Genomic DNA, 19074 nt, shown 5'->3' with positions numbered 1-19074 from the left:
CCTTTTATGAAGGAGCATGGAATATGTCGAATACTCGATTTAAATGGGATAAGAAAGGGAGAAGACGGATCGGCATCTCGTATGCATATTTGGCTCCTACTCTGATTTTGATGGTTATTCTCTTAATGGTCCCCATCATAATGGTCATTAGGTATTCTTTTTTTGATAACGTTATCGTAAATAAAAACCCAGTATTTGTTGGGCTTCAAAACTATAAGACTGTTTTAACAGATAAAAAATTCTGGGAAGCGGTAGGTCATACTTTGTATTTTGTCATTGTAAGCATTATTGCTCACATGATTATAGGAATGGCCTTTGCATTAGTATTGAACACTAGATACCTTAGTAGCACAACAAAAGGAATTTTTCGTGTGCTATTTGCCCTTCCGTGGATGTTTACAGCATCTGTCATAGCTATATTATGGAGAATGCTACTGGATCCGAATGGAGTGTTGAATTTTTTCATCCAGGCACTTCATCTCTCGAAACAACAGGTTCTTTTTCTTGCATCTAGAGACGTTGCATTACGGTCGGTCACTTTAATTAATATATGGTCAGGCTATCCATTTTATATGATTAGTATTTTAGCCGGACTCCAAGGAGTTTCAACGGATATTTATGAAGCCTCCGCATTAGATGGTGCAAATAGTGTCCAAACGTTTCTTCATGTTACAATCCCATCAATTAAACCGATTCTAATCAGTTTAATCATGCTGGACTTTGTATGGACTTTGCAACAATTTGCGTTGATTTGGATGACTACAGGAGGCGGGCCGGTAAATGCAACAGAGACAGTAAGCACATATATTTATAAATATGCTTTTACAAAGTACCAATATTCAATTGCTTCAACAGGTGCAGTTATTCTTCTGATTGTATGTACGATTATCGGTATCTTCTATGTAAAACGTCAGATAGCTGAGGAGTAAGGTATGGTTGGACGGAAAAAGGTATCAGGTAAAATAATAGTATTAATTATTTTGATAATTGGTACGATCTGGGCGGGATTTCCAATCTTCTGGATGATTGATAATTCGTTTAAACCAAATGCGGAGATCTTTGCGAAACCGCCAATTTGGTTTTCAAAGTCATTTAACTTCGAAGCATATGCAAAAATTTTCCAGAATCCGACAGAGATCAGATTCTTTTTGAATTCATACTTGGTTACGGCTTGTGTTGTGGTATTGACTTTGGTAATAGGTCTTTTAGCAGCATATTCTTTTTCTAGATTTGATTTTCCTGGAAAAAAAGTGATTAATACAATTATTGTTGCGGTCCAGGCAGTACCACCGATTACTTTGCTGATCCCGTATCTGAGTCTCATTGTTGCAATAAAATTATATAATACTCTGTTTGCACTAATACTAACTTACCTTGTGACAACGCTTCCATATTGCATCCTGATGATGACGGGATATTTTAACACGATTCCGAAGTCACTTGATGAGGCTGTAAAAATAGATGGAGGCAGTACATGGACAGCACTGTGGAAGATACTTGTTCCAACGGCAGTTCCAGGAATGGTTTCTGTGGGAATGTATACTTTCATGAATGCTTGGAATGAGTATTTGTTTGCGTTAGCATTAACAAAGACGAATGATATGAGAACTGTTCCAGTGGGGATTAATCTTTTAATGGGGCAGCATGCATATGAGTGGAATCAGATGATGGCGATGAGTGTTCTGGGATCACTCCCAGTGTTAGTATTATTCCTTATCTTCCAGAAGTACTTTATCGCAGGAATGACAGCTGGCGCTGTTAAAAACTGATTGAATTGATCAACAGGTGTGAAAGATGGAGAAATCATTTACAGAAAAGTATGCAGGTGCATTTCAATCCTTAGAGCAGAATATAGCAAAACGAAGGAGTAACCATGTATTAACAGCAATGGGATTTACAAGCAACTTGGATTTACTTTGCGATTTTAGCACGAGTCGGCTTAATTCACTTCTTGATGAATTCCTTTCGGGCGAACATTTATCTGAGTTTAAAAGCGTTTCATGCATTCATTCGATGGAGGATTTGTTACACACGATTTGTTACTTTTGCATGAATGGAATTGGCGGAGAGGTGGATGTTGAAAATACGGAGATCATTCGGCAAGCTTTTCACTTTAAAAATGGTATGGGAGGGACTGCGGTTCAGGCAGCACTTGCATTATCAGAACTAGGAGCTGAATCTTTAGTTCACCTTACAGATGACTCGAAGGAAGTGTGTGCGTTACTAGATACGTCGAATATATTTGTGGTAAATCATGACATACTTACGCATACAGGGAATCTTCAACAGACGCATGAACAGGAGCTGCATTTCATTATCCAGTTTCGGAAGGGAGAAGTGATAAGGCTAGGAAGTGAAGAAGTGACGATTCCGACTTCTAATCGCTTGATTTTGACAAAAAATACAGTCAATAAGACGGTTCCATTATCTGAGGAATATTTTGGGTGGATCGAACGAAATGCAAAGAGGGTATCAAGTATCGTACTTTCAAGTTTTAACTGCATATTGGAGCCAGAGATCTTACTGAATAGGATTCATCGGGTTCAACAGCATGTGCAGCAATACAAGGCATCTAATTCTTCGGGAATAGTTTATTATGAGGACGCACATTATCATGATAAGATTGTCAGAAGGATGGTCCTTGATAATCTCTACCCGTGTGTAGATATTGTCGGTATGAATGAGGAAGAGCTTCGCTATACGTTGGATCAAATGTATAGTTTGAATATTGATACTGATAATATATTGGATTGTATTGAAGGTATACATATATTGTTGAACAAGTTTCGAATCCAAAAGGGAATTATTGTTCATACTAAAGACTATGCAATGTATGTTGGAAGACCGTTAGGTGCGGATATTGAGAGCGGATTAATGTATGGTAATATTCTGGCAACCGCAAAGGCAAAAAATGGGTGGTATGGAACTCCAGAGCAGGTAAAAGCTGTTCTTGGCTTGGAGATGAGCGCTAAAGGTCTGGAAAATCGAGCAGTGATTGAAAAGAATACTTATAACGAGGAAGTAGTTCTGGTACCCTCTCGTTATATTGACAAACCTAAATATACTATTGGCTTAGGCGATTCTTTTGTGGGCGGTCTACAGATGTGCTTCTGAATTATTATGGGTGGTAGAGTGACAGATAAAGAAGTATTGGAAGTAATCCGAACGAGTTATATGAAATCTTCGCCGGCTGAGAGAAGAATCATGGATTATATCATGCGTCATCCGACGGAGATAATAAACTGTAATGTCTCAGACTTGGCAGGAAGAAGTGGGACAAGTGATGCAACAGTTGTACGACTTTGTCATAACCTGGGATATAACGGATATAGTCAGTTTCGTCTATCACTCGCAATGGATCTTGGGAGCAAGAAAATAGACGGACGGCCGTCATCGCCTGGAGGTGATATCAAAGGGATGATTGAAGATTTTTGTGATTCTATAACAGCGGTCGGAAAATCTATCAATCAAAGGACACTAGAGTTAAGCACCGGGTTAATCAAACATGCTGGATGTGTCCATTTACTGGCAGTGGGAAATACGGCAAATATTACACAATATATGGGGTTCCGGTTAGAAAAAATTGGGATAAAAAGTTCATATTATCGCGATCCTTTGTATACGATTAGCCAGTTAAGCTTTGCGGACAAAGACGATATTCTGATATCGATCTCAAAATCTGGAGAGTCTTCATCTGTAATTGAAGGAACACAGCTTGCGAAGGATAAAGGGCTTCCGATTATTGCTATCACCGCTGTATCGAGTTCATCTCTCTCCAAGTTGTCAGACTATGTATTTCTAAGCAATGGTGTGGCAAGCTCCGAGTGTTTTCATAAGGTCTATTCATATCTCAATGAGATAGTAATTGTGGACACCTTATTAAATTTCCTGGTAAATGACTGAATTCCATAAAAGGTGTTCAGGTCATGATAACATATTAGTTCAAGCACAAATATTAGGAGGATAGTAATTATGTTATTGAACATGAAGGAACTTCTCGAGGTAGCAGATAAAAATAAGTTTGCGATTCCAGCATTCAATATTGCCGATTATGCAATGTTTAACGGAATCATGGATATTTCTGAGAGAATGAATGCACCAGTGATTGTAGAGATTCATCCAACAGAATTAAAGCATATCGGTTCAGACGTTATTGAAGGAATGATTAAGCGTGCATCTCTATCTCCGATTCCAGTTGTAATCCATCTGGATCATGGAGATTCCTTCAAAAGTGTTATGGCAGCAATTAGGGCAGGGTTTTCTTCGGTCATGATTGATGCATCGGCACTTCCGTTTGATGAAAATGTTGCGATAACAAAAAAGGTCGTTGAAGCAGCCCATGCAGCGGTTTCTTATACGACTGTAGAGGCAGAAGATGATCCCAGAAAGGCAGATGATCCAGAAGATAAGAATCATTGGCATTATGCACAGTCGTACCATTTTGCAAATGTTTCAGTAGAAGCTGAATTGGGAACGATTGGTGTCATTGATGAGAAAAACAAGATTGTCGATAACTCAGTTATTAAATACACAGAGCCGGAAGATGCATTGAGATTCGTAAAGGAAACAGGATGCGATACGTTGGCAATTGCAATTGGTACTTCTCATGGAGACTATCCGAAGGATCAGGTTCCAGAACTGAAACTTGATCGTCTGAAGGCGATTAAAAAGGCATTAGTTGATGCTGGACTGGACACGAAGCTTGTTCTTCATGGAGGATCTGGCAATAAGCCAGAGGAGCTGCAGGAGGCATCCAGACTTGGAATCAATAAAATCAATATTTCAACAGACATAAAAAAACCGTACTACAATAAGATGCGAGAGGTTCTTCAGGACACATCGCTTCGTGAACCGAATGCAATTCAGCCGCCTTGCGTTCAGTCGATGCAGGTAGTGGCTGCCGAGAGAATTCGCTGGTTCGGCTCGGAAGGAAAGGCATCATTGTATTGACATCTGACCTTTCTATACAAAATGAGAAGTAATGCATTTTAGGAAAAATATTTAAAATAGATACTGGCCTGCTCCTTCGGGACGGTCCACGGTATTTATCTCAAGGCCCCAAAGCTGGACGTCGACCGGATCAAGGTGATCCTTGAAAAGACCGGAAAGCCGGTGGTGATGCACGGAGGATCCGGTCTGAGCGATGAGGACTTCCGCAGATGCATCCAGAATGGTGTACGGAAGATCAACTTCTACACGTATGCTGCAAAATTCGCAGGGGATGCTGTCCGTGAGCACGTGTCGGAGGCAGGAGACGGGAACGTATATTTCCATGATATCGCGACCTGGGGGATGGAGTCGATGAAAAAGACATACATCCATACAATTTCGGTATTCTCGAATCTGAAGGAGAGCTGAGGATATGAAGCGATCTGAAATCAATGCGGTCATCAAAGAGATGGAAGGGATGCTGAGGGAGCACAGATGTTTTCTGCCGCCTTTCTGCACTTTTACACCTGAGGACTGGAAAAGCAAGAATCATGAGTACGATGAGATCCGTGACAATATGCTTGGATGGGACATCACGGATTTCGGCCTCGGAGACTTCAACAAGTGCGGGTTTGCGCTGATTACCCTTCGGAATGGGAACCAGCACAACCCAAAGTACAAGAAGGTATATGCAGAGAAGTATATCTACATGCGGGATGATATGTATGCGCCGATGCATTACCATGATTATAAGTCGGAGGATATTATCAACCGTGGCGGCGGCGTTCTGCAGATCAAGGTTTACCTGGATGACGGCAAGGGCGGCCTTTCTGACAAGGATGTGGAAGTGCAGTCGGATGGAAGAAGGTACATGGTGCCGGCGGGTACAGCGGTTACGCTGAACCCGGGTCAGTCGATCACAATCTATCCGCACCTGTATCATGAATTCCATGGCGTACCGGGAACAGGCAATATCCTGATCGGGGAAGTCTCGCAGTGCAATGATGATGAGCACGATAATTTCTTCTATGATAAGCGTGTCGGAAGGTTCCCGGCCATCGACGAGGATGAACCTCCGTATCGGCTGCTGTGCAATGAGTACCCTGCAGCGGAAAATTGATCAAATTGAAGTAGGAACGTGAAATAAAAAACGGCGGTCAGTCCGGGAACTGGATATTTCAGGTCCTGTGGACTGGCCGCCGCTTCTATATTCGGGATTTATATTCAGGATTCCTTCGGAAGCTCTGAGGTGCAGTGCGGGCATCTGGTTGCATCTACCGGAATCTCGCTCTTGCAGAACGGACAGATCTTCGTGGTTGGAGCCTCTGCCGGCTTCGGTTTCTCGAAGGTATCGTGAGCCTTGTTGATTCCCTTGATGACCATGAACAGGACAAAGGCAATCAGCAGGAACTGGATGACATTCTGGATGAAGCTGCCATAGGCAAATACAGCAGCGCCGGCGTCCTTCGCGGCATTCAGGCTGGCGTAATGTTCACCGTTCAGTGCGATGAACATACTGGAGAAATCGATCTTGCCTGTTGCGATCGAAATCACCGGCATGATGATGTCGTTGACCAGTGAGTTGACGATGGTGCTGAACGCGCCGCCGACGATGACACCGACAGCCATATCGACGACGTTTCCGCGCGATATGAACTCTCTGAATTCCTTCATAAGACTCATGGTAATCTTCCTCCCTCTGCAGATAGCGAACGGATACGGATTGCGGCGCCTGGCCGGAAGGGATTCCTCCTGTCACACAAGCCATGGCTGCCATAAACAAACACAGTATAGCATCACGCCAGATAGCTGCCAAGCAGGATGATGAATGAACCAGGGAGGTCAGGCCTCCTGCTCTTCCTTTGCAAGTTTCACCAGGCGGCTGGTTCCGAGTCTGTCTGCGCCGAGCCGGATGAAGGTCTCTGCATCATCAAATGAGGAAATCCCGCCGGCTGCCTTGATGCGCACCTGCCCGCCAACGTACTGCGCAAACAACCTGACATCCTCAAAGGTGGCACCGGCCGTCGAAAACCCGGTCGAGGTTTTGATGAAGTCTGCTCCGGCCTGCGTGACGATCCTGCACATCCGTATTTTTTCCTCTTCTGTAAGCAAACAGGTCTCGATGATAACCTTCAGGATGTGGCTGCCGCAGATTTCCTTCAGGGTCCGGATTTCATTCTGAACGTATGAATCATCGCCCTCTTTCAGCGCGCCGATGTTGATCACCATATCGATCTCATCCGCACCGCCGTCAAGCGCTTCCTTTGTCTCGAATGCTTTTACCGCAGTGGTTGTGTTTCCGTTTGGAAAGCCGATTACCGTGCAGATGCGCATCTGGTCTTTGACATACTCCTTTGCCTGTCTCACATAACAGGGCGGAATGCAGACGGAGGCTGTCTGATAGCGAATCGCATCGTCACAGAGCGATCTGATCTGATCCCAGGTGGCAGTCTGCTTGAGAAGTGTGTGGTCGACTTTTTTTAAAATCTCTTCATGATTCATTCTGGGTGATTCCACCTTTCTCCTTCGTTTGATATGATTATGTTACCATAAGTGAGCATCAATATGCTATGAAATAAAGATGTTGAAGTCAGACGGAAGGAGCAGATTCTATGCGGTTTATTCATATGGCGGATGTGCATCTGGGCTGCACCCCGGACGGAAAGACGGAGTGGGGCAGCCAGAGGCGCCGGGAGATCTGGGAGACGTTTCAGGAATCTGTTCATGACGCAGCAGATATGCATGCAGACCTGGTGCTGATTGCCGGGGACCTGTTTCACAACCCACCGGATGAGCAGATGCTCCGGGAGGTCAGTTACCTGTTCTCGTCCTGCCCGGGCGTATGCTTTGCGCTGATTGCCGGGAATCATGACTGCATGACAAAGGAAAGTGCGTGGCGGCGGTTTCATTTCCCTGAAAATGTCGCTGTGCTTGGTTCTGATGGCTGCGAGTGTATTACGTTCACGCAGTTTGGCTGCGAGGTGTACGGTTTTTCGTATGACCGTCCCCAGATTGACAAGCCGCTCTATGACGGGCTTATGCCAGATGAGAATGGTGCCTTTCATATCCTGCTGGCGCACGGGGGTGATGCGCTTCACATTCCGTATCGGACGGAGGAGATGGAGCGCTCCGGGTTTGACTATATCGCGCTGGGACATATCCACAAGCCGCAGATCCTTCTGAAGGACAGAGCCGCCTACAGCGGGGCGCTTTCGCCAATTGATGCGGGCGATGAAGGACCGCATGGCTATATCGTCGGGGAGACACATGGGCATTCCGTCCATCTTCGGTTCGTGGAGAAGGCGAAGCGGGAGTATGTCACGATGACGGTTACGGTGAATGAGGAAGACACAGCGCTTTCGCTCCGGGACGAGGTCGTATCTGCGATCAGAAAACGCGGCAGTGACAATATCTACAAGATCGTGCTCAGGGGACAGTGCAGAATCGGGGTTCATTTTGACACAGAGCTGCTTGCCGGCTGTGGGATGATTCTGAGCGTCAGTGACCAGACAACGCCGGCGCTTCATCTGGAAATGCTCCGGCAGACATACAAGGGGCAGCTGATCGGCCGCTACATTGAAAGCTTCGAGCAGGATGCGCAGCGGAATTGCGTGGCAGAACGCCAGCCTGCCGGTTCTGACATTTCTTCCAGCCAGACGGATGCGTCTTATGACCAGAGACTGCTGGCGGGGCTGTCGGATGTGCAGCGAAAGGCCCTGATGGCCGGCCTGGAAGCGCTGCTTGCCGGGAGAAACTGAGGATACCGGCACGGTCCTGCCGGGCAGAATAATAACGCTGCCAGGGAGGACTATGGCATGACCGGGGCAACCGGTGGATTGATCAGGCAGAGCAACGGCGTGGCAGGCAGCAGAAATAACGCGCGGGGCGATGCAGGAGGAGAGCGGTATGCAGATTCTTGAGTGCTGGCTGAAGCATTACGGGAAGTTCTCGGATATGCGGATTTCATTTCATGCGGGGCTTAACATTATAGAAGGCGGAAATGAATCCGGGAAGAGTACGATTCTTTCGTTTATCTGTGCAATGCTGTACGGAATCCAGAAAACAAGATCGAAGAATCTCGATGAATATCAGCTTCGGCAGCCGTGGGACAATCCGGACTATTTTGCAGGTGTGATGAAGGTGCATAAGGGGAATTCCATCTACCGGATCGAGCGGAATTTTCTGAAGAAGGATGAAAGTCTTCGCGTTGTCTGTGAGACAGAGAGCCGGGAGCTTGAGAATCCGGAGGCCTTTCTCACAGAGCTGACAGGCGGCATGAGTGAGGGGGATTTTCTGAATACATTCTATATCCGGCAGGCACAAGCCCGGACTGACAGCCAGCTGGGCGAGCATCTTAGGGATTACCTGGTTCGTGTGGAGCAGGCGGGCAGCACGCAGACAGATGTCACGGCGGCGGTTGACCAGCTGAAAAAGAGACATCGGGAGCTTCAGGCGGAAAAAAAACAGAAGCTTGACAAGATTTCCGGGCTTGTGGCCGATAACCTGCAGGAGGCTGAATTTGTGCGCGCGGAAATCGGACGCCTGCAGGCTCGGCTTAGGGAAAGTCAGCAGGACCGCCCGGTTACCTTTGAGAGGAGGCTCCAGACCGGATTCGGGCAGTCTGCCGCGCCTGAGACAGATAACAGGCAGGAAGGCCATGCAGACGGACAGCCGTTAGCCGGGCAAACAGCGGGCATAGCGCCGGACACAAGCTGGAGGCAGGGCAGCGCAGCCACACAATCTGCAGGAGGCGAGCCGGGCACAGGCCGGGGACAGGGCAGTGCAGCCACACAGTCAGCAGGAGGCGAGCCGGACACAGGCCGGGGACAGGGCAGTGCAGCCACACAGTCAGCAGGAGGCGAGCCGGACACAGGCTGGGGGCAGAGCAGTGCAGCCACGCAGTCATCAGGCGGCGAGGCGGACACAGGACTGGAGCGGGTTCCGCCGGTTCTGCCGGTCCTTCTTGCTGCGGCGGCTGTGATGGCGGTGCTGTGTAGCGTCTTTGCACAGAGTGGCATTCTCCGCATTCTTCTTTTTGCCCTTGCCGGCATCTTTGCGGTCCTGGGACTTCTCGCGGCGCTCCGGATCCGGAAAGAGGAGCTTCAGAGTGAACGGAGCCGGCGCAGACTTCGAAAGGCCGAGCGGTCAGTGAAACGATACACAGTTCTGAATCGTCTGCTTGGCTACAGGGATCATTCTGTTGATCCGGAGCTGGAGGCGCGGATGCGCCGACTTGACCGCAGGCGCGAGGACGTCATGCGCGAGGAGGAAAAACGCTCCCGGCAGGAGATGGCGGCGGATGTTGCCAGGATTATGGCAGATGAACGGCAGAGAAGAGCTGAACAGCCCGCGGGGACTGAACAGCAGCCGACAGCCGGCAGGCGTGATGCGTTGGGACAAGAGAATACCGCGCAGGGGCAGGCGGCGGCTTCCGGCCAGCACGGTGCGCAGGGACAGGAGACTGCAGCGCTGAGGGAGGCGGCGGCCTTTGGGCGGAACGATGCGCTGGAGCGAGAGCTGACGGAAAAGCAGCAGAAGCTGGTTCAGCTGGACGAAGCCTTCGGAAAGCTGTCCGGGGAGAAGGACAGCCTTCGGAAACAGGATGAGGATCTGGATGCGCTGAGCCTTGCGATTGAGCGGATTCAGCGCCTGTCCGGTGCGATTTACCGGGAGACGGGAGAAGAATTCTCGCGGAGGGTATCCGAGCTGCTCGTTCAGATGACAGGGGGCAGGTACAGCAGCATTTCTCTGGACGACCGGATGGATGTCAACATCAATACCCCGGACCGGCTGCTGAAAATCTCCCAGGTGAGCTTCGGGACGATGAACCAGATCTACTTTGCGCTGCGCATTGCGGCAGGAGAGCTTTTATCAGGAGGGAAAAATCTGCCGCTTCTGCTGGATGAGCCCTTTGCCATGTACGATGACGAGCGTCTGAAGAACGCGCTGACGTTCCTGGCGGGAAGCGGGAGACAGACACTGCTGTTTACCTGCCAGAGCCGGGAGAAGCTGCTGGCCGGAAAGCTCGAAGCTCTGTAAAGAGGGTAGAAGTTTCTGACAGGAAAGCTCGAAGCCCTGTGAAGTCGGCGGAGGGCTTACGGAAAACCGTATCGCGGGTCAGAATCCGGCCCGGCATCAGCCGAAAAACTGTCAGCTTGACAGCCGGATTGTTTCTTCTTATTCTAACCGTGCCGGCAGAAGATGCCGGTCTGGAATTGGACAGATGCCGGACAGGCATATCGAACAGTGAACAGGGACAGGAGGCTTGCATGGAACTGAGATCACTTGCCGCAGAACTTTCAGGAAATCCGTACCCGGGGCGTGGGATTGTTGTCGGGGTTTCCGAGGATGGGAAAAGCGCCGTCACAGCGTATTTCATCATGGGCAGAAGCGCAAACAGCCGTAACCGCATATTTGTTCAGGATGGAGAGGGGATCCGGACGCAGGCATTTGATCCGTCGAAGATGGAAGACCCGAGCCTGATCATCTATGCGCCGGTCAGAGTGCTTGGAACCAATACCATCGTGACAAATGGAGATCAGACCGACACGGTGTGGGAGGGACTTCAGAAGGGACAGACCTTTGGCCAGTCGCTCAGATGCCGCGAGTTTGAGCCGGACGGTCCGAATTATACGCCGAGGATATCCGCACTGCTGAGTGTGCGGGAAGGTTATTTTGAATACAGGATGTCCATCCTGAAAAGCGCGGACGGGGATCCGTCCTCCTGCGAGCGGTTCACATTCGATTATGAACATCCGAAGGCAGGTGTCGGGCACTTTATCCACACGTATATTTCGGATGGCAATCCGCTCCCGAGCTTTGAGGGAGAGCCGACAAAGGTCGGGATTTCCGGAGATATTGATGCCTTCACGACTCTGGTCTGGAAGAATCTGAATGCGGAGAACAAGGTGTCTCTGTTTGTCCGTTACATCAACATCGAAACAGGACGATACGAATCGAGAATTGTCAATAAAAACCAGGGAGGCGCAGTATGAATGAAATTCAGCTGAAGTATGGATGCAACCCGAATCAGAAGCCGGCCAGAATCTTCATGGAGGATGGATCTGACCTTCCGGTGACCGTTCTGAACGGACGCCCGGGATACATCAATTTCCTGGATGCGCTCAACGGCTGGCAGCTTGTCAGCGAGCTGAAGCGCGAGACCGGCCTCCCGGCGGCCACTTCTTTCAAGCACGTTTCTCCGGCAGGCGCGGCAGTCGGTCTTCCACTGACGGAAACGCTCCGGAAAATCTACTGGGTAGATGACATGAAGGAAGACCTTTCCCCGCTTGCCTGTGCCTATATCCGGGCGAGAGGTGCGGACAGGATGAGCTCGTTCGGGGATTTCATCTCTCTTTCGGACATCTGCGATGAGGACACTGCTTCCGTCATCCGCAGGGAGGTATCCGACGGCGTCATCGCACCGGGATACACGGAGAAGGCGCTGGAGATCCTGAAGGGAAAGAAGAAGGGCAGCTATGTTGTCATTCAGATCGATCCCTCCTATCAGCCGGCTGCGATCGAACACAAGCAGGTGTTCGGAGTGACCTTCGAGCAGGGCAGACAGAACCTGGTCATCGATGATGCATTTCTCTCGAATATTGTGACAAAGAATAAGGAGCTGACACCGGAGGCGGTCCGGGATATCAAGATCTCCCTGATTACACTGAAGTATACGCAGTCTAACTCCGTCTGCTACGTCAAGGACGGACAGGCGATCGGAATCGGGGCCGGGCAGCAGTCCAGAATCCACTGCACCCGCCTGGCAGGTTCCAAGGCGGACAACTGGTGGCTGAGACAGTCTCCGAGGGTGCTGAACCTGCCCTTCCGTGATGATGTGCACCGTGCGGACCGCGACAATGCGATCGATGTCTACATGGGAGAGTGGCCGGAGGACGTGCTCGAGGACGGTGCCTGGGAGCGTGTTTTCACAAGAAAACCGGAGCCGCTCACAGCGCAGGAAAAGAGAGAATGGCTGAGTCAGCTCAAGGATGTCACCTTGGGATCAGATGCTTTCTTCCCGTTCTCCGACAACATCGAGCGGGCGTACAGAAGCGGCGTGAAGTATGTGGCGGAGCCGGGCGGATCGATCCGGGACGACGCTGTCATCGAGTGCTGTGACAAATATGGCATGGCGATGGTCTTCACAGGCATCCGGCTGTTCCATCACTGAAAGCGGCGCATCCCGCATCCATAGAAAACCGATTGTCAGCAAATGATAAGCGGGCTGCCTTCTGCGGAAATCCATCCGCAGCGGGCAGCCCGCTTTTTCTGTTTTTATATATCCGGGGTATGATCGCTGCACCTGCAGCAGCGGGAGTACCCCTTATTTGCTCTTTCAACGGTATAATCAACAAGGCTTTACATTTCTGCAGCGCCAGGAGTACCCTCCGCAGCGTCAGGGGTGTCTCCTCCGTCGGTATTCGTCCAATCTGGTTCTGTCTCCTCCGGTGCGTCAGAAGATCAGGCAATGCCAAGTCATGTCCTCTGCAGTCAGGAGCATGTGGCGGTCAGACACTGGTTTCCGCGTCTGTGGCTCTCACTACGCCCTTCTTGGCGAGAAATTTGTTGATCCGGTCCACCGGATTCAGCAGCTCGCTGAGGGAACCGTCGTGGTTCAGGGTATCAATGATCAGCGCGATGAACTTGGACAGGTCACAGCTCTGGTACCATTCCCGCTCCAGAAGGCCCGGCTTCTGATAGGTCAGGTTTGTCGTCAGGATGGCATTGAACAGCCCCTTCTTGTAGGCCTTATCGAACTTCTCCAGCCCGTCTGTGAACAGTCCGAAGGTTGCACAGATGAAGATCCGTTCTGCCTTGCGCTTTTTGAGCTGCTTCGCAATCTCAATGACGCCTTCGCCGGAGGAGATCATGTCATCGATGATGACGACATCCTTACCGGCCACGTCCGCACCGAGGAATTCGTGTGCAACGATCGGGTGCTGCCCGTTCACGGTGGTGGTATAATCTCTTCTCTTGTAAAACATGCCCATATCGACGCCGAGTACGTTGGCCATATAGATGGCACGTGAAGCGCCTCCCTCGTCCGGGCTGACAATCAGCAGTCTGTCCGGAGAAACGTCAAATGTCGGACACGCGCGATACAGTCCCTTGATGAACTGGTAGATCGGCCGGAAGTTCTCGAAGCCGGAGAGCGGGATCGCGTTCTGGATTCTCGGCTCATGTGCATCGAAGGTGATGATATTTTCGACGCCCATCTGGACCAGATCCTTCAGTGCCTGCGCGCAGTCCAGCGACTCACGTCCGTTTCTGCCGGTCTGGCGGCTCTCATACAGGTACGGCATGATGATATTGATCCGTCTGGCCTTGCCGCCGATGGCGGAAATCATCCGCTCCAGATCCAGAAAATGATCGTCCGGGGACATATGGTTCGTTTTGCCGCGCATCTTGTAGGTGAGACTGTAATTGCAGACGTCGATCAGAATATACAGATCTTCACCGCGGATGGAGTCGTAGATGATTCCCTTGCCTTCCCCGCTTCCGAATCTCGGATTCTCCGTACGGATCAGGTAGTTGTCCCGGGCGTATCCTTCAAGCTGCGGGAGGGCCTTGTGCCGGTGATCCCGCTCGGACCTCCATTCTACGATGTAATCGTTCACCTTGCTGCCGAGCTCTTTGCTCGACTGCAGAGCAATGATCCCAAGGTCGCCGACCGGAAGAGATTCACGATTTCGCTTTGCGGCTGTAGTCATAGTATTCTCCTGTATATGTAGTTCAAAGGCGCCGGCACGCTGCTTTACACCTGCATGGCACGCAGCCGTCCGGATACCCCATAAGGGCTGCCATCCGGACCGTCCGCCGGGCAGTTCATCACGGTGCAGTTCCCATGCCGCGTACATTTTACCATGAAGGGGGAAATGGTCAAGTGTGTCCCAGACTGTCTGCCATCCGTTTCTGAATCCGGATATCCCTTCCGAAGAGGTTCAGCAGCTGAAAATTCTCCAGAATCCGTGACATGATGCGCGGCGAATAGATATCCGACAGCTCCTGCGGAGAAAGGTTCGTCGAAATGATGATGCCTTTCCCTGCGCTGAGCCTTCCGTTCAGCATTCCGAAGAATTCACTCTTGGTGAAATCGTTCGGCAGTTCGGTTCCGAGATCGTCGATGATCAGAAGGTCACTTGTCAGTAGGTACTCCGGATCAAACGAGGAGACGGGGTCAGCCGCCCCCTGACGGTCAGCATCTCCGGAGCGGAAGCGGAGATCCGCCAGGCGGTCAAAGAGCTCCTTCGCCGAGTAGTACATCACGGAGTGGGCGCTGTTCATCAGCTCTCTGGCGATACAGTGGGAGAGAAAGGTCTTTCCCCTTCCGGACTCGCCGTACAGAAGCAGGTAAGGGTGCTGTTGTGAATCGTACCGCGTGGCAAAATCCCGGCACACGCTCAGGACATGCTCCATCGACTTGCGGGAGGACATGCCTGTCGCCGGGCTGATCAGATCCTCCGGATACCAGTCCAGGGAAAACGTCTCAAAGTTTTCCTTTTGAAGGATATCCGCCAGACCGGACTGCGTGTAGAAAAGATTCACAACTGCCTGACGGAAGCAGTGGCACTGCTTCTGCCCGACGAAGCCGGTGTCGCGGCAGTCTGGGCACTGCCAGACCGGATCCAGATAGTCCTCCGGAAAACCGTGCCGGCTCAGGAGCGACCGCTTCCGAGCCTCCGGGGACATGGCTGCCGGGGAGGCAGCTGCTTCCGCATCCTCTGGGTCCAGACGCGGAGAAGCGCCTGCCTGTATCAGCGCGCCGGATTCGCCCTGCGCCCTGGACCTTATGGACGGAGCAGAACCTGACTGGACTGGGGACCCGGCATCCACGGTTTCCTTCGGTTCCAGTCCGAAAAGTCCGCGCAGCCGCCTGACGGCAGCGTCCGCGACGCCTGCATCGATCGATGCAAGCTCCGGAATGGCCGCATAGGCCTTGCGCCGGCGCTCCTCCATGATGCGGTGGTCTTCAATCTGTCTTCTGTCATACAGACGCATGACAGCATCGTACTGTGATCTGGTAAGACTCATACTATTCTCAAGACTCCTGTTTCTGATTCTTCATGATCTGCAGCCCGATTGCGTTCCAGTCCAGATCCTCGTGGCCATAGCTGCTGAAATGCCCGCCTGCCTGAAGCCGGCTTTTTGACTGTCCGGCTCGTTTCTGCCCGCTTTTCGGCTTTTCCACATTCTTCTGGTCGGACTTGGAGGCCTCATGGTCGGCGTCCAGCCTGGCAACATCCTGCAGTGAGCGGACGGAAGCATTGTGCCAGCGCGTCAGGATGCTGTCTGCATAGCTCAGGCTGGGGGAGGAGGCCTGGAGCACCGTCCGCCGGCAGGCTTCCTTGATGAGATCGAGCGAGAATGCATATTCCGACAGCCATTTGTCCATCAGGGCAGTCTCGGCGGGAGCCGGTTTCCGGGTCAGCCCAAGCTCGCGCAGGATCACGGTGTAGTCACCGCCGAAGCTGCGCGACTCATCCTTCGCCTGCTGGACGGTCGTGATGTTCTGCGCAACCCAGTTCTGCGCAACTGTCTCCATGTACCGCACGCTTGTGTGCCCCTTGCCGATGCAGTATTCGAGCAGATACTCGACCAGATCGGCGGACATGTCCAGATCGTTTACAAAATAGTCGATCATGCTCATCTCCGCGGACGAGAGATTCCGCTGGAAATAGATCTCGGCAACGTAGTACAGCTTTCCAAGCTCAGCACGCTTGAGCTGGCGGCTTTGCTTGTGCTGGTGAGCCTCCTCGACCGGAGGTGTCCCGGAGGCCTCTGAGCCGGTGGATGCCGGGATATTTGCCGGATGCATCTCATTTGTCTGCTGCCGCGAATCAGACTGTGGAAGAGGAGTCTCTGCCTGGCTCCCGGCGCCGGACTGAGGCAGACCGGTCTCAGAAGGCATAGAAGCGGCGGTGACGCGGACGGATGCACCTTTTGTCTGAAAAGCTGCGCCTGCAGGGGCACAGCTGCATGACCTCAGAACAATCTGGGAGATCTGGCCGGAGGCATCCTGCACCAGGTCCACCAGTCCCTGTGTTTTCCAATAGTTCAACGCCCGGCGGACATCTCCCTCGGTCTGCTCGAAGAAATCTGCGATGCCGGGGATCGAGACATCCCGGCCCGGGCAGGCGCAGCGGACAAGATACAGGTATATTTTGACAAATTCACCATTGGCGTCTGCCATATAGTGGTCGATGAACAAATTATCAATCAGCGTGACGCCATTATCGGACGGACTGGTTACGATCATGGATCAAGAGCTCCCTTCAGAATCTGATTCCGGTTTGTCTGTGACGAACAGTATAACACAGGAACCGGGAAGACAGCCGCCGGGAAGGCGGCGACTTATCCCCACTTTATCCGCAGAAAAATCCACACCCGTGCTGGCGGCTGTAAAAAGAACACCCCTGCGGGAACGCAGGGGTGAGTGTGGATCATACAGTGCAGGGCGGCATCCTTACTGTCCGCCTGCCAGCAGCTCCTCTCCGATCTTCACGACATCGCCGGCACCCATCGTGATGACCAGGTCTCCGGGCTGAACGCTTTCAGCAAGAAAGTCTTCAATCTGGTGGAAAGACGGGAAATAGTAGGCGTCCGTTCCGAGGTTTGCGATATTCTGCCGGAGCGTGTCGGAGCTGATCCCCAGGTTGTCCTTCTCACGGGCGGCGAAGATATCTGCCAGCACAACCGTATCCGCCATCGACAGCGCGTCCGCAAAGTCATTCATGAGCGCTTTTGTCCGGGTATAGGTATGAGGCTGGAAGACGCACCAGATCTTCCGGTGCGGATAGTTTTCCGCTGCCTTCAGCGTTGCGCGGATTTCCGTCGGGTGATGCGCGTAGTCATCAATGATGGTCGCACCCTTCCACTCGCCTTTGATCTGGAAACGGCGGTCTGCCCCACCGAAGGAAAGAAGGCCCTCCCGGACATCTTCCATGGAGATGCCGAGCAGGTCGGAGACGGCGATGGCTGCTGTGGCGTTCTGGATATTGTGTTCACCCGGGATTTCGAGACGGAAATGGCCGAGGTTTTTCCCGTGATGGCTTACGTCGAAGGAACCGATCCCCCGCTCATCATAGGTAATATTCACCGGATAGTAGTCGGAGCCTTCTGTGCCGTAGGTGACCACATCGGCACTGATGCCCTCTGTGATCTCCGCAGGATTCGGAATTGCGCCGCTGATGACAAGCGTTCCGCCCTTCCTGATATTGCAGGCAAAACGGTGGAAGGAATGGCGGATGTCGTCCAGATCCTTGAAAAAGTCCAGGTGATCCGCGTCGATGTTCAGAATCAGTCCGATTTTCGGGTAGAGGCTCAGGAAGCTGTTCGTGTACTCGCAGGCTTCCGTGATGAAATTCTCTGAATCCCCGACGCGGATATTTCCGCCAATCTCCTTCAGGATTCCCCCGACGGAAATGGTCGGATCCATGGCGGCCTGCAGCTGGATGCAGGAGAGCATGGAGGTCGTGGTTGTCTTGCCGTGTGTTCCGGATATGGCGATGGAATTGTCATAGTTCGCCATAATCTGACCGAGTAGCTGTGCCCGCGTGAGCATCGGCTTGCGGAGGCGTACAGCTTCTGAGAACTCGGGATTGTCCGGATGGATGGCTGCGGTGTAGACGATGACGTCAGCCTCCGGGCGGATATTTTCAGCCTTCTGGGGATAGTCAATCCGGATTCCCTTTGCCTCAAGCGCCTCCGTCATCCTGGACTTCTTCGCATCCGAGCCGGTGACGGTGAATCCTTCCTTGACAAGAACGGATGCAAGTCCGCTCATGGAAATCCCGCCGATTCCGATAAAATGGACATGGCAGGGATGAATGAAATCAATCTGATACACGATTGTGAAACTCCTTCCTTGCGTTTGAATGATGCATCCACAGTATACGCTATTGTCCGTGGTTTGAAAATAGCAGCAGTTGAGTGCAGAGCTTCCGGGGCAACATGCGCAGGACCCCGGAAGGGAAAAGCAGAAAAGGAGTCGGACGGAATGCACAGCTACCGGGGCAATATGCACAGGCCCTTGGAAGGGGAAAAGGCGGGGGAGTTACTGCTTTCATATGCATATACAATGTAAATATTTGCAAGTGTGTATGTATCTTGAAATAACTGAACAATAAGAACAAAAAACGCGCG

The 19074-nt window shown here is 51.3% G+C and carries 16 protein-coding genes and 1 pseudogene; 11 read left to right on the top strand and 6 right to left on the bottom strand.

Features of this window, described 5'->3' with window-relative positions; translation table 11 throughout:
* The first annotated feature begins 23 nt into the window (after positions 1-23).
* The 7 genes and pseudogenes from FYJ35_RS10610 (at position 24) to FYJ35_RS10580 (ending at position 6049) form a co-directional block, all read left to right on the top strand.
* Positions 24-929 carry a carbohydrate ABC transporter permease gene (locus FYJ35_RS10610; protein WP_154526333.1) on the top strand — a complete coding sequence of 302 codons (906 nt, stop codon included), beginning with the start codon at positions 24-26 and terminating at the stop codon, positions 927-929.
* A gap of 3 nt (positions 930-932) precedes the next feature.
* Complete coding sequence (locus tag FYJ35_RS10605; RefSeq protein WP_154526331.1) at positions 933-1769, top strand: carbohydrate ABC transporter permease; 837 nt, start codon at positions 933-935, stop codon at positions 1767-1769.
* Between the two features lie 25 nt (positions 1770-1794).
* Positions 1795-3114 carry an ADP-dependent glucokinase/phosphofructokinase gene (locus FYJ35_RS10600; RefSeq protein ID WP_154526329.1) on the top strand — a complete coding sequence of 440 codons (1320 nt, stop codon included), beginning with the start codon at positions 1795-1797 and terminating at the stop codon, positions 3112-3114.
* Positions 3115-3120: 6 nt separating this feature from the next.
* Positions 3121-3903, top strand: coding sequence for a MurR/RpiR family transcriptional regulator (locus tag FYJ35_RS10595; RefSeq protein WP_154526327.1), 783 nt, complete (start codon positions 3121-3123; stop codon positions 3901-3903).
* Positions 3904-3972: 69 nt separating this feature from the next.
* Entirely contained in the window at positions 3973-4950 is a 978-nt protein-coding gene (locus tag FYJ35_RS10590; protein WP_154526325.1) for a class II fructose-bisphosphate aldolase, read from the top strand.
* 63 nt (positions 4951-5013) lie between these two features.
* Positions 5014-5358 (top strand): annotated as a pseudogene (locus FYJ35_RS10585) (class II fructose-bisphosphate aldolase); the annotation flags it as partial.
* Between the two features lie 4 nt (positions 5359-5362).
* Complete coding sequence (locus FYJ35_RS10580; protein ID WP_154526321.1) at positions 5363-6049, top strand: D-lyxose/D-mannose family sugar isomerase; 687 nt, start codon at positions 5363-5365, stop codon at positions 6047-6049.
* Positions 6050-6153: 104 nt separating this feature from the next.
* On the opposite strand, the gene mscL is transcribed toward FYJ35_RS10580, so the two are convergent.
* Both mscL and deoC read right to left on the bottom strand, forming a co-directional pair.
* A complete protein-coding gene (gene mscL / locus FYJ35_RS10575) occupies positions 6154-6612 on the bottom strand; it encodes a large conductance mechanosensitive channel protein MscL (RefSeq protein WP_154526319.1) in 459 nt (152 codons plus the stop codon).
* A gap of 159 nt (positions 6613-6771) precedes the next feature.
* Positions 6772-7431 (bottom strand): deoxyribose-phosphate aldolase, encoded by a 660-nt coding sequence (deoC, locus tag FYJ35_RS10570; RefSeq protein ID WP_154526317.1) that lies wholly within the window; start codon positions 7429-7431, stop codon positions 6772-6774.
* A 110-nt stretch (positions 7432-7541) separates the two neighbouring features.
* Here deoC and FYJ35_RS10565 point away from each other — a divergent pair, with 110 nt between their 5' ends.
* The 4 genes from FYJ35_RS10565 (at position 7542) to FYJ35_RS10550 (ending at position 13102) form a co-directional block, all read left to right on the top strand.
* Positions 7542-8687: a metallophosphoesterase family protein gene (locus FYJ35_RS10565; protein WP_154526315.1), complete on the top strand. Its 1146-nt coding sequence runs from the start codon at positions 7542-7544 to the stop codon at positions 8685-8687.
* Between the two features lie 148 nt (positions 8688-8835).
* A complete protein-coding gene (locus tag FYJ35_RS10560; RefSeq protein WP_205839807.1) occupies positions 8836-10968 on the top strand; it encodes an ATP-binding protein in 2133 nt (710 codons plus the stop codon).
* A 230-nt stretch (positions 10969-11198) separates the two neighbouring features.
* The gene (locus FYJ35_RS10555) at positions 11199-11924 is read left to right on the top strand and encodes an IMP cyclohydrolase (protein WP_154526311.1); all 726 of its coding nucleotides are present in this window, start codon (positions 11199-11201) and stop codon (positions 11922-11924) included.
* A complete protein-coding gene (locus tag FYJ35_RS10550; protein ID WP_154526309.1) occupies positions 11921-13102 on the top strand; it encodes a phosphoribosylaminoimidazolecarboxamide formyltransferase in 1182 nt (393 codons plus the stop codon). The genes FYJ35_RS10555 and FYJ35_RS10550 overlap by 4 nt, the downstream gene beginning before the upstream one ends.
* 337 nt (positions 13103-13439) lie before the next feature.
* Here FYJ35_RS10550 and FYJ35_RS10545 read toward each other — a convergent pair whose 3' ends face one another.
* The 4 genes from FYJ35_RS10545 to murC form a co-directional block, all read right to left on the bottom strand.
* Positions 13440-14642, bottom strand: a complete 1203-nt coding sequence (locus tag FYJ35_RS10545; RefSeq protein WP_154526307.1) for a ribose-phosphate pyrophosphokinase — start codon at positions 14640-14642, stop codon at positions 13440-13442.
* A 169-nt stretch (positions 14643-14811) separates the two neighbouring features.
* A complete protein-coding gene (locus FYJ35_RS10540; protein WP_154526305.1) occupies positions 14812-15963 on the bottom strand; it encodes an ATP-binding protein in 1152 nt (383 codons plus the stop codon).
* 7 nt (positions 15964-15970) lie between these two features.
* Complete coding sequence (locus FYJ35_RS10535; RefSeq protein ID WP_154526303.1) at positions 15971-17188, bottom strand: DnaD domain protein; 1218 nt, start codon at positions 17186-17188, stop codon at positions 15971-15973.
* Between the two features lie 207 nt (positions 17189-17395).
* Entirely contained in the window at positions 17396-18778 is a 1383-nt protein-coding gene (murC, locus tag FYJ35_RS10530) for a UDP-N-acetylmuramate--L-alanine ligase (RefSeq protein WP_321049569.1), read from the bottom strand.
* Positions 18779-19074 lie beyond the last annotated feature (296 nt).

Origin of the sequence: Porcincola intestinalis (assembly GCF_009696445.1) — a bacterium.
Classification (GTDB): Bacteria; Bacillota; Clostridia; order Lachnospirales; family Lachnospiraceae; genus Porcincola; species Porcincola intestinalis.
This window is presented reverse-complemented; position numbering and strand designations above follow the sequence as displayed.

Coding starts and splice junctions, on each gene's coding strand:
- FYJ35_RS10610 (WP_154526333.1), top strand. CDS start 24: ATGTCGAATACTCGATTTAAATGGGATAAGAAAGGGAGAAGACGGATC.
- FYJ35_RS10605 (WP_154526331.1), top strand. CDS start 933: ATGGTTGGACGGAAAAAGGTATCAGGTAAAATAATAGTATTAATTATT.
- FYJ35_RS10600 (WP_154526329.1), top strand. CDS start 1,795: ATGGAGAAATCATTTACAGAAAAGTATGCAGGTGCATTTCAATCCTTA.
- FYJ35_RS10595 (WP_154526327.1), top strand. CDS start 3,121: ATGGGTGGTAGAGTGACAGATAAAGAAGTATTGGAAGTAATCCGAACG.
- FYJ35_RS10590 (WP_154526325.1), top strand. CDS start 3,973: ATGTTATTGAACATGAAGGAACTTCTCGAGGTAGCAGATAAAAATAAG.
- FYJ35_RS10580 (WP_154526321.1), top strand. CDS start 5,363: ATGAAGCGATCTGAAATCAATGCGGTCATCAAAGAGATGGAAGGGATG.
- mscL (WP_154526319.1), bottom strand. CDS start 6,612: ATGAGTCTTATGAAGGAATTCAGAGAGTTCATATCGCGCGGAAACGTC.
- deoC (WP_154526317.1), bottom strand. CDS start 7,431: ATGAATCATGAAGAGATTTTAAAAAAAGTCGACCACACACTTCTCAAG.
- FYJ35_RS10565 (WP_154526315.1), top strand. CDS start 7,542: ATGCGGTTTATTCATATGGCGGATGTGCATCTGGGCTGCACCCCGGAC.
- FYJ35_RS10560 (WP_205839807.1), top strand. CDS start 8,836: ATGCAGATTCTTGAGTGCTGGCTGAAGCATTACGGGAAGTTCTCGGAT.
- FYJ35_RS10555 (WP_154526311.1), top strand. CDS start 11,199: ATGGAACTGAGATCACTTGCCGCAGAACTTTCAGGAAATCCGTACCCG.
- FYJ35_RS10550 (WP_154526309.1), top strand. CDS start 11,921: ATGAATGAAATTCAGCTGAAGTATGGATGCAACCCGAATCAGAAGCCG.
- FYJ35_RS10545 (WP_154526307.1), bottom strand. CDS start 14,642: ATGACTACAGCCGCAAAGCGAAATCGTGAATCTCTTCCGGTCGGCGAC.
- FYJ35_RS10540 (WP_154526305.1), bottom strand. CDS start 15,963: ATGAGTCTTACCAGATCACAGTACGATGCTGTCATGCGTCTGTATGAC.
- FYJ35_RS10535 (WP_154526303.1), bottom strand. CDS start 17,188: ATGATCGTAACCAGTCCGTCCGATAATGGCGTCACGCTGATTGATAAT.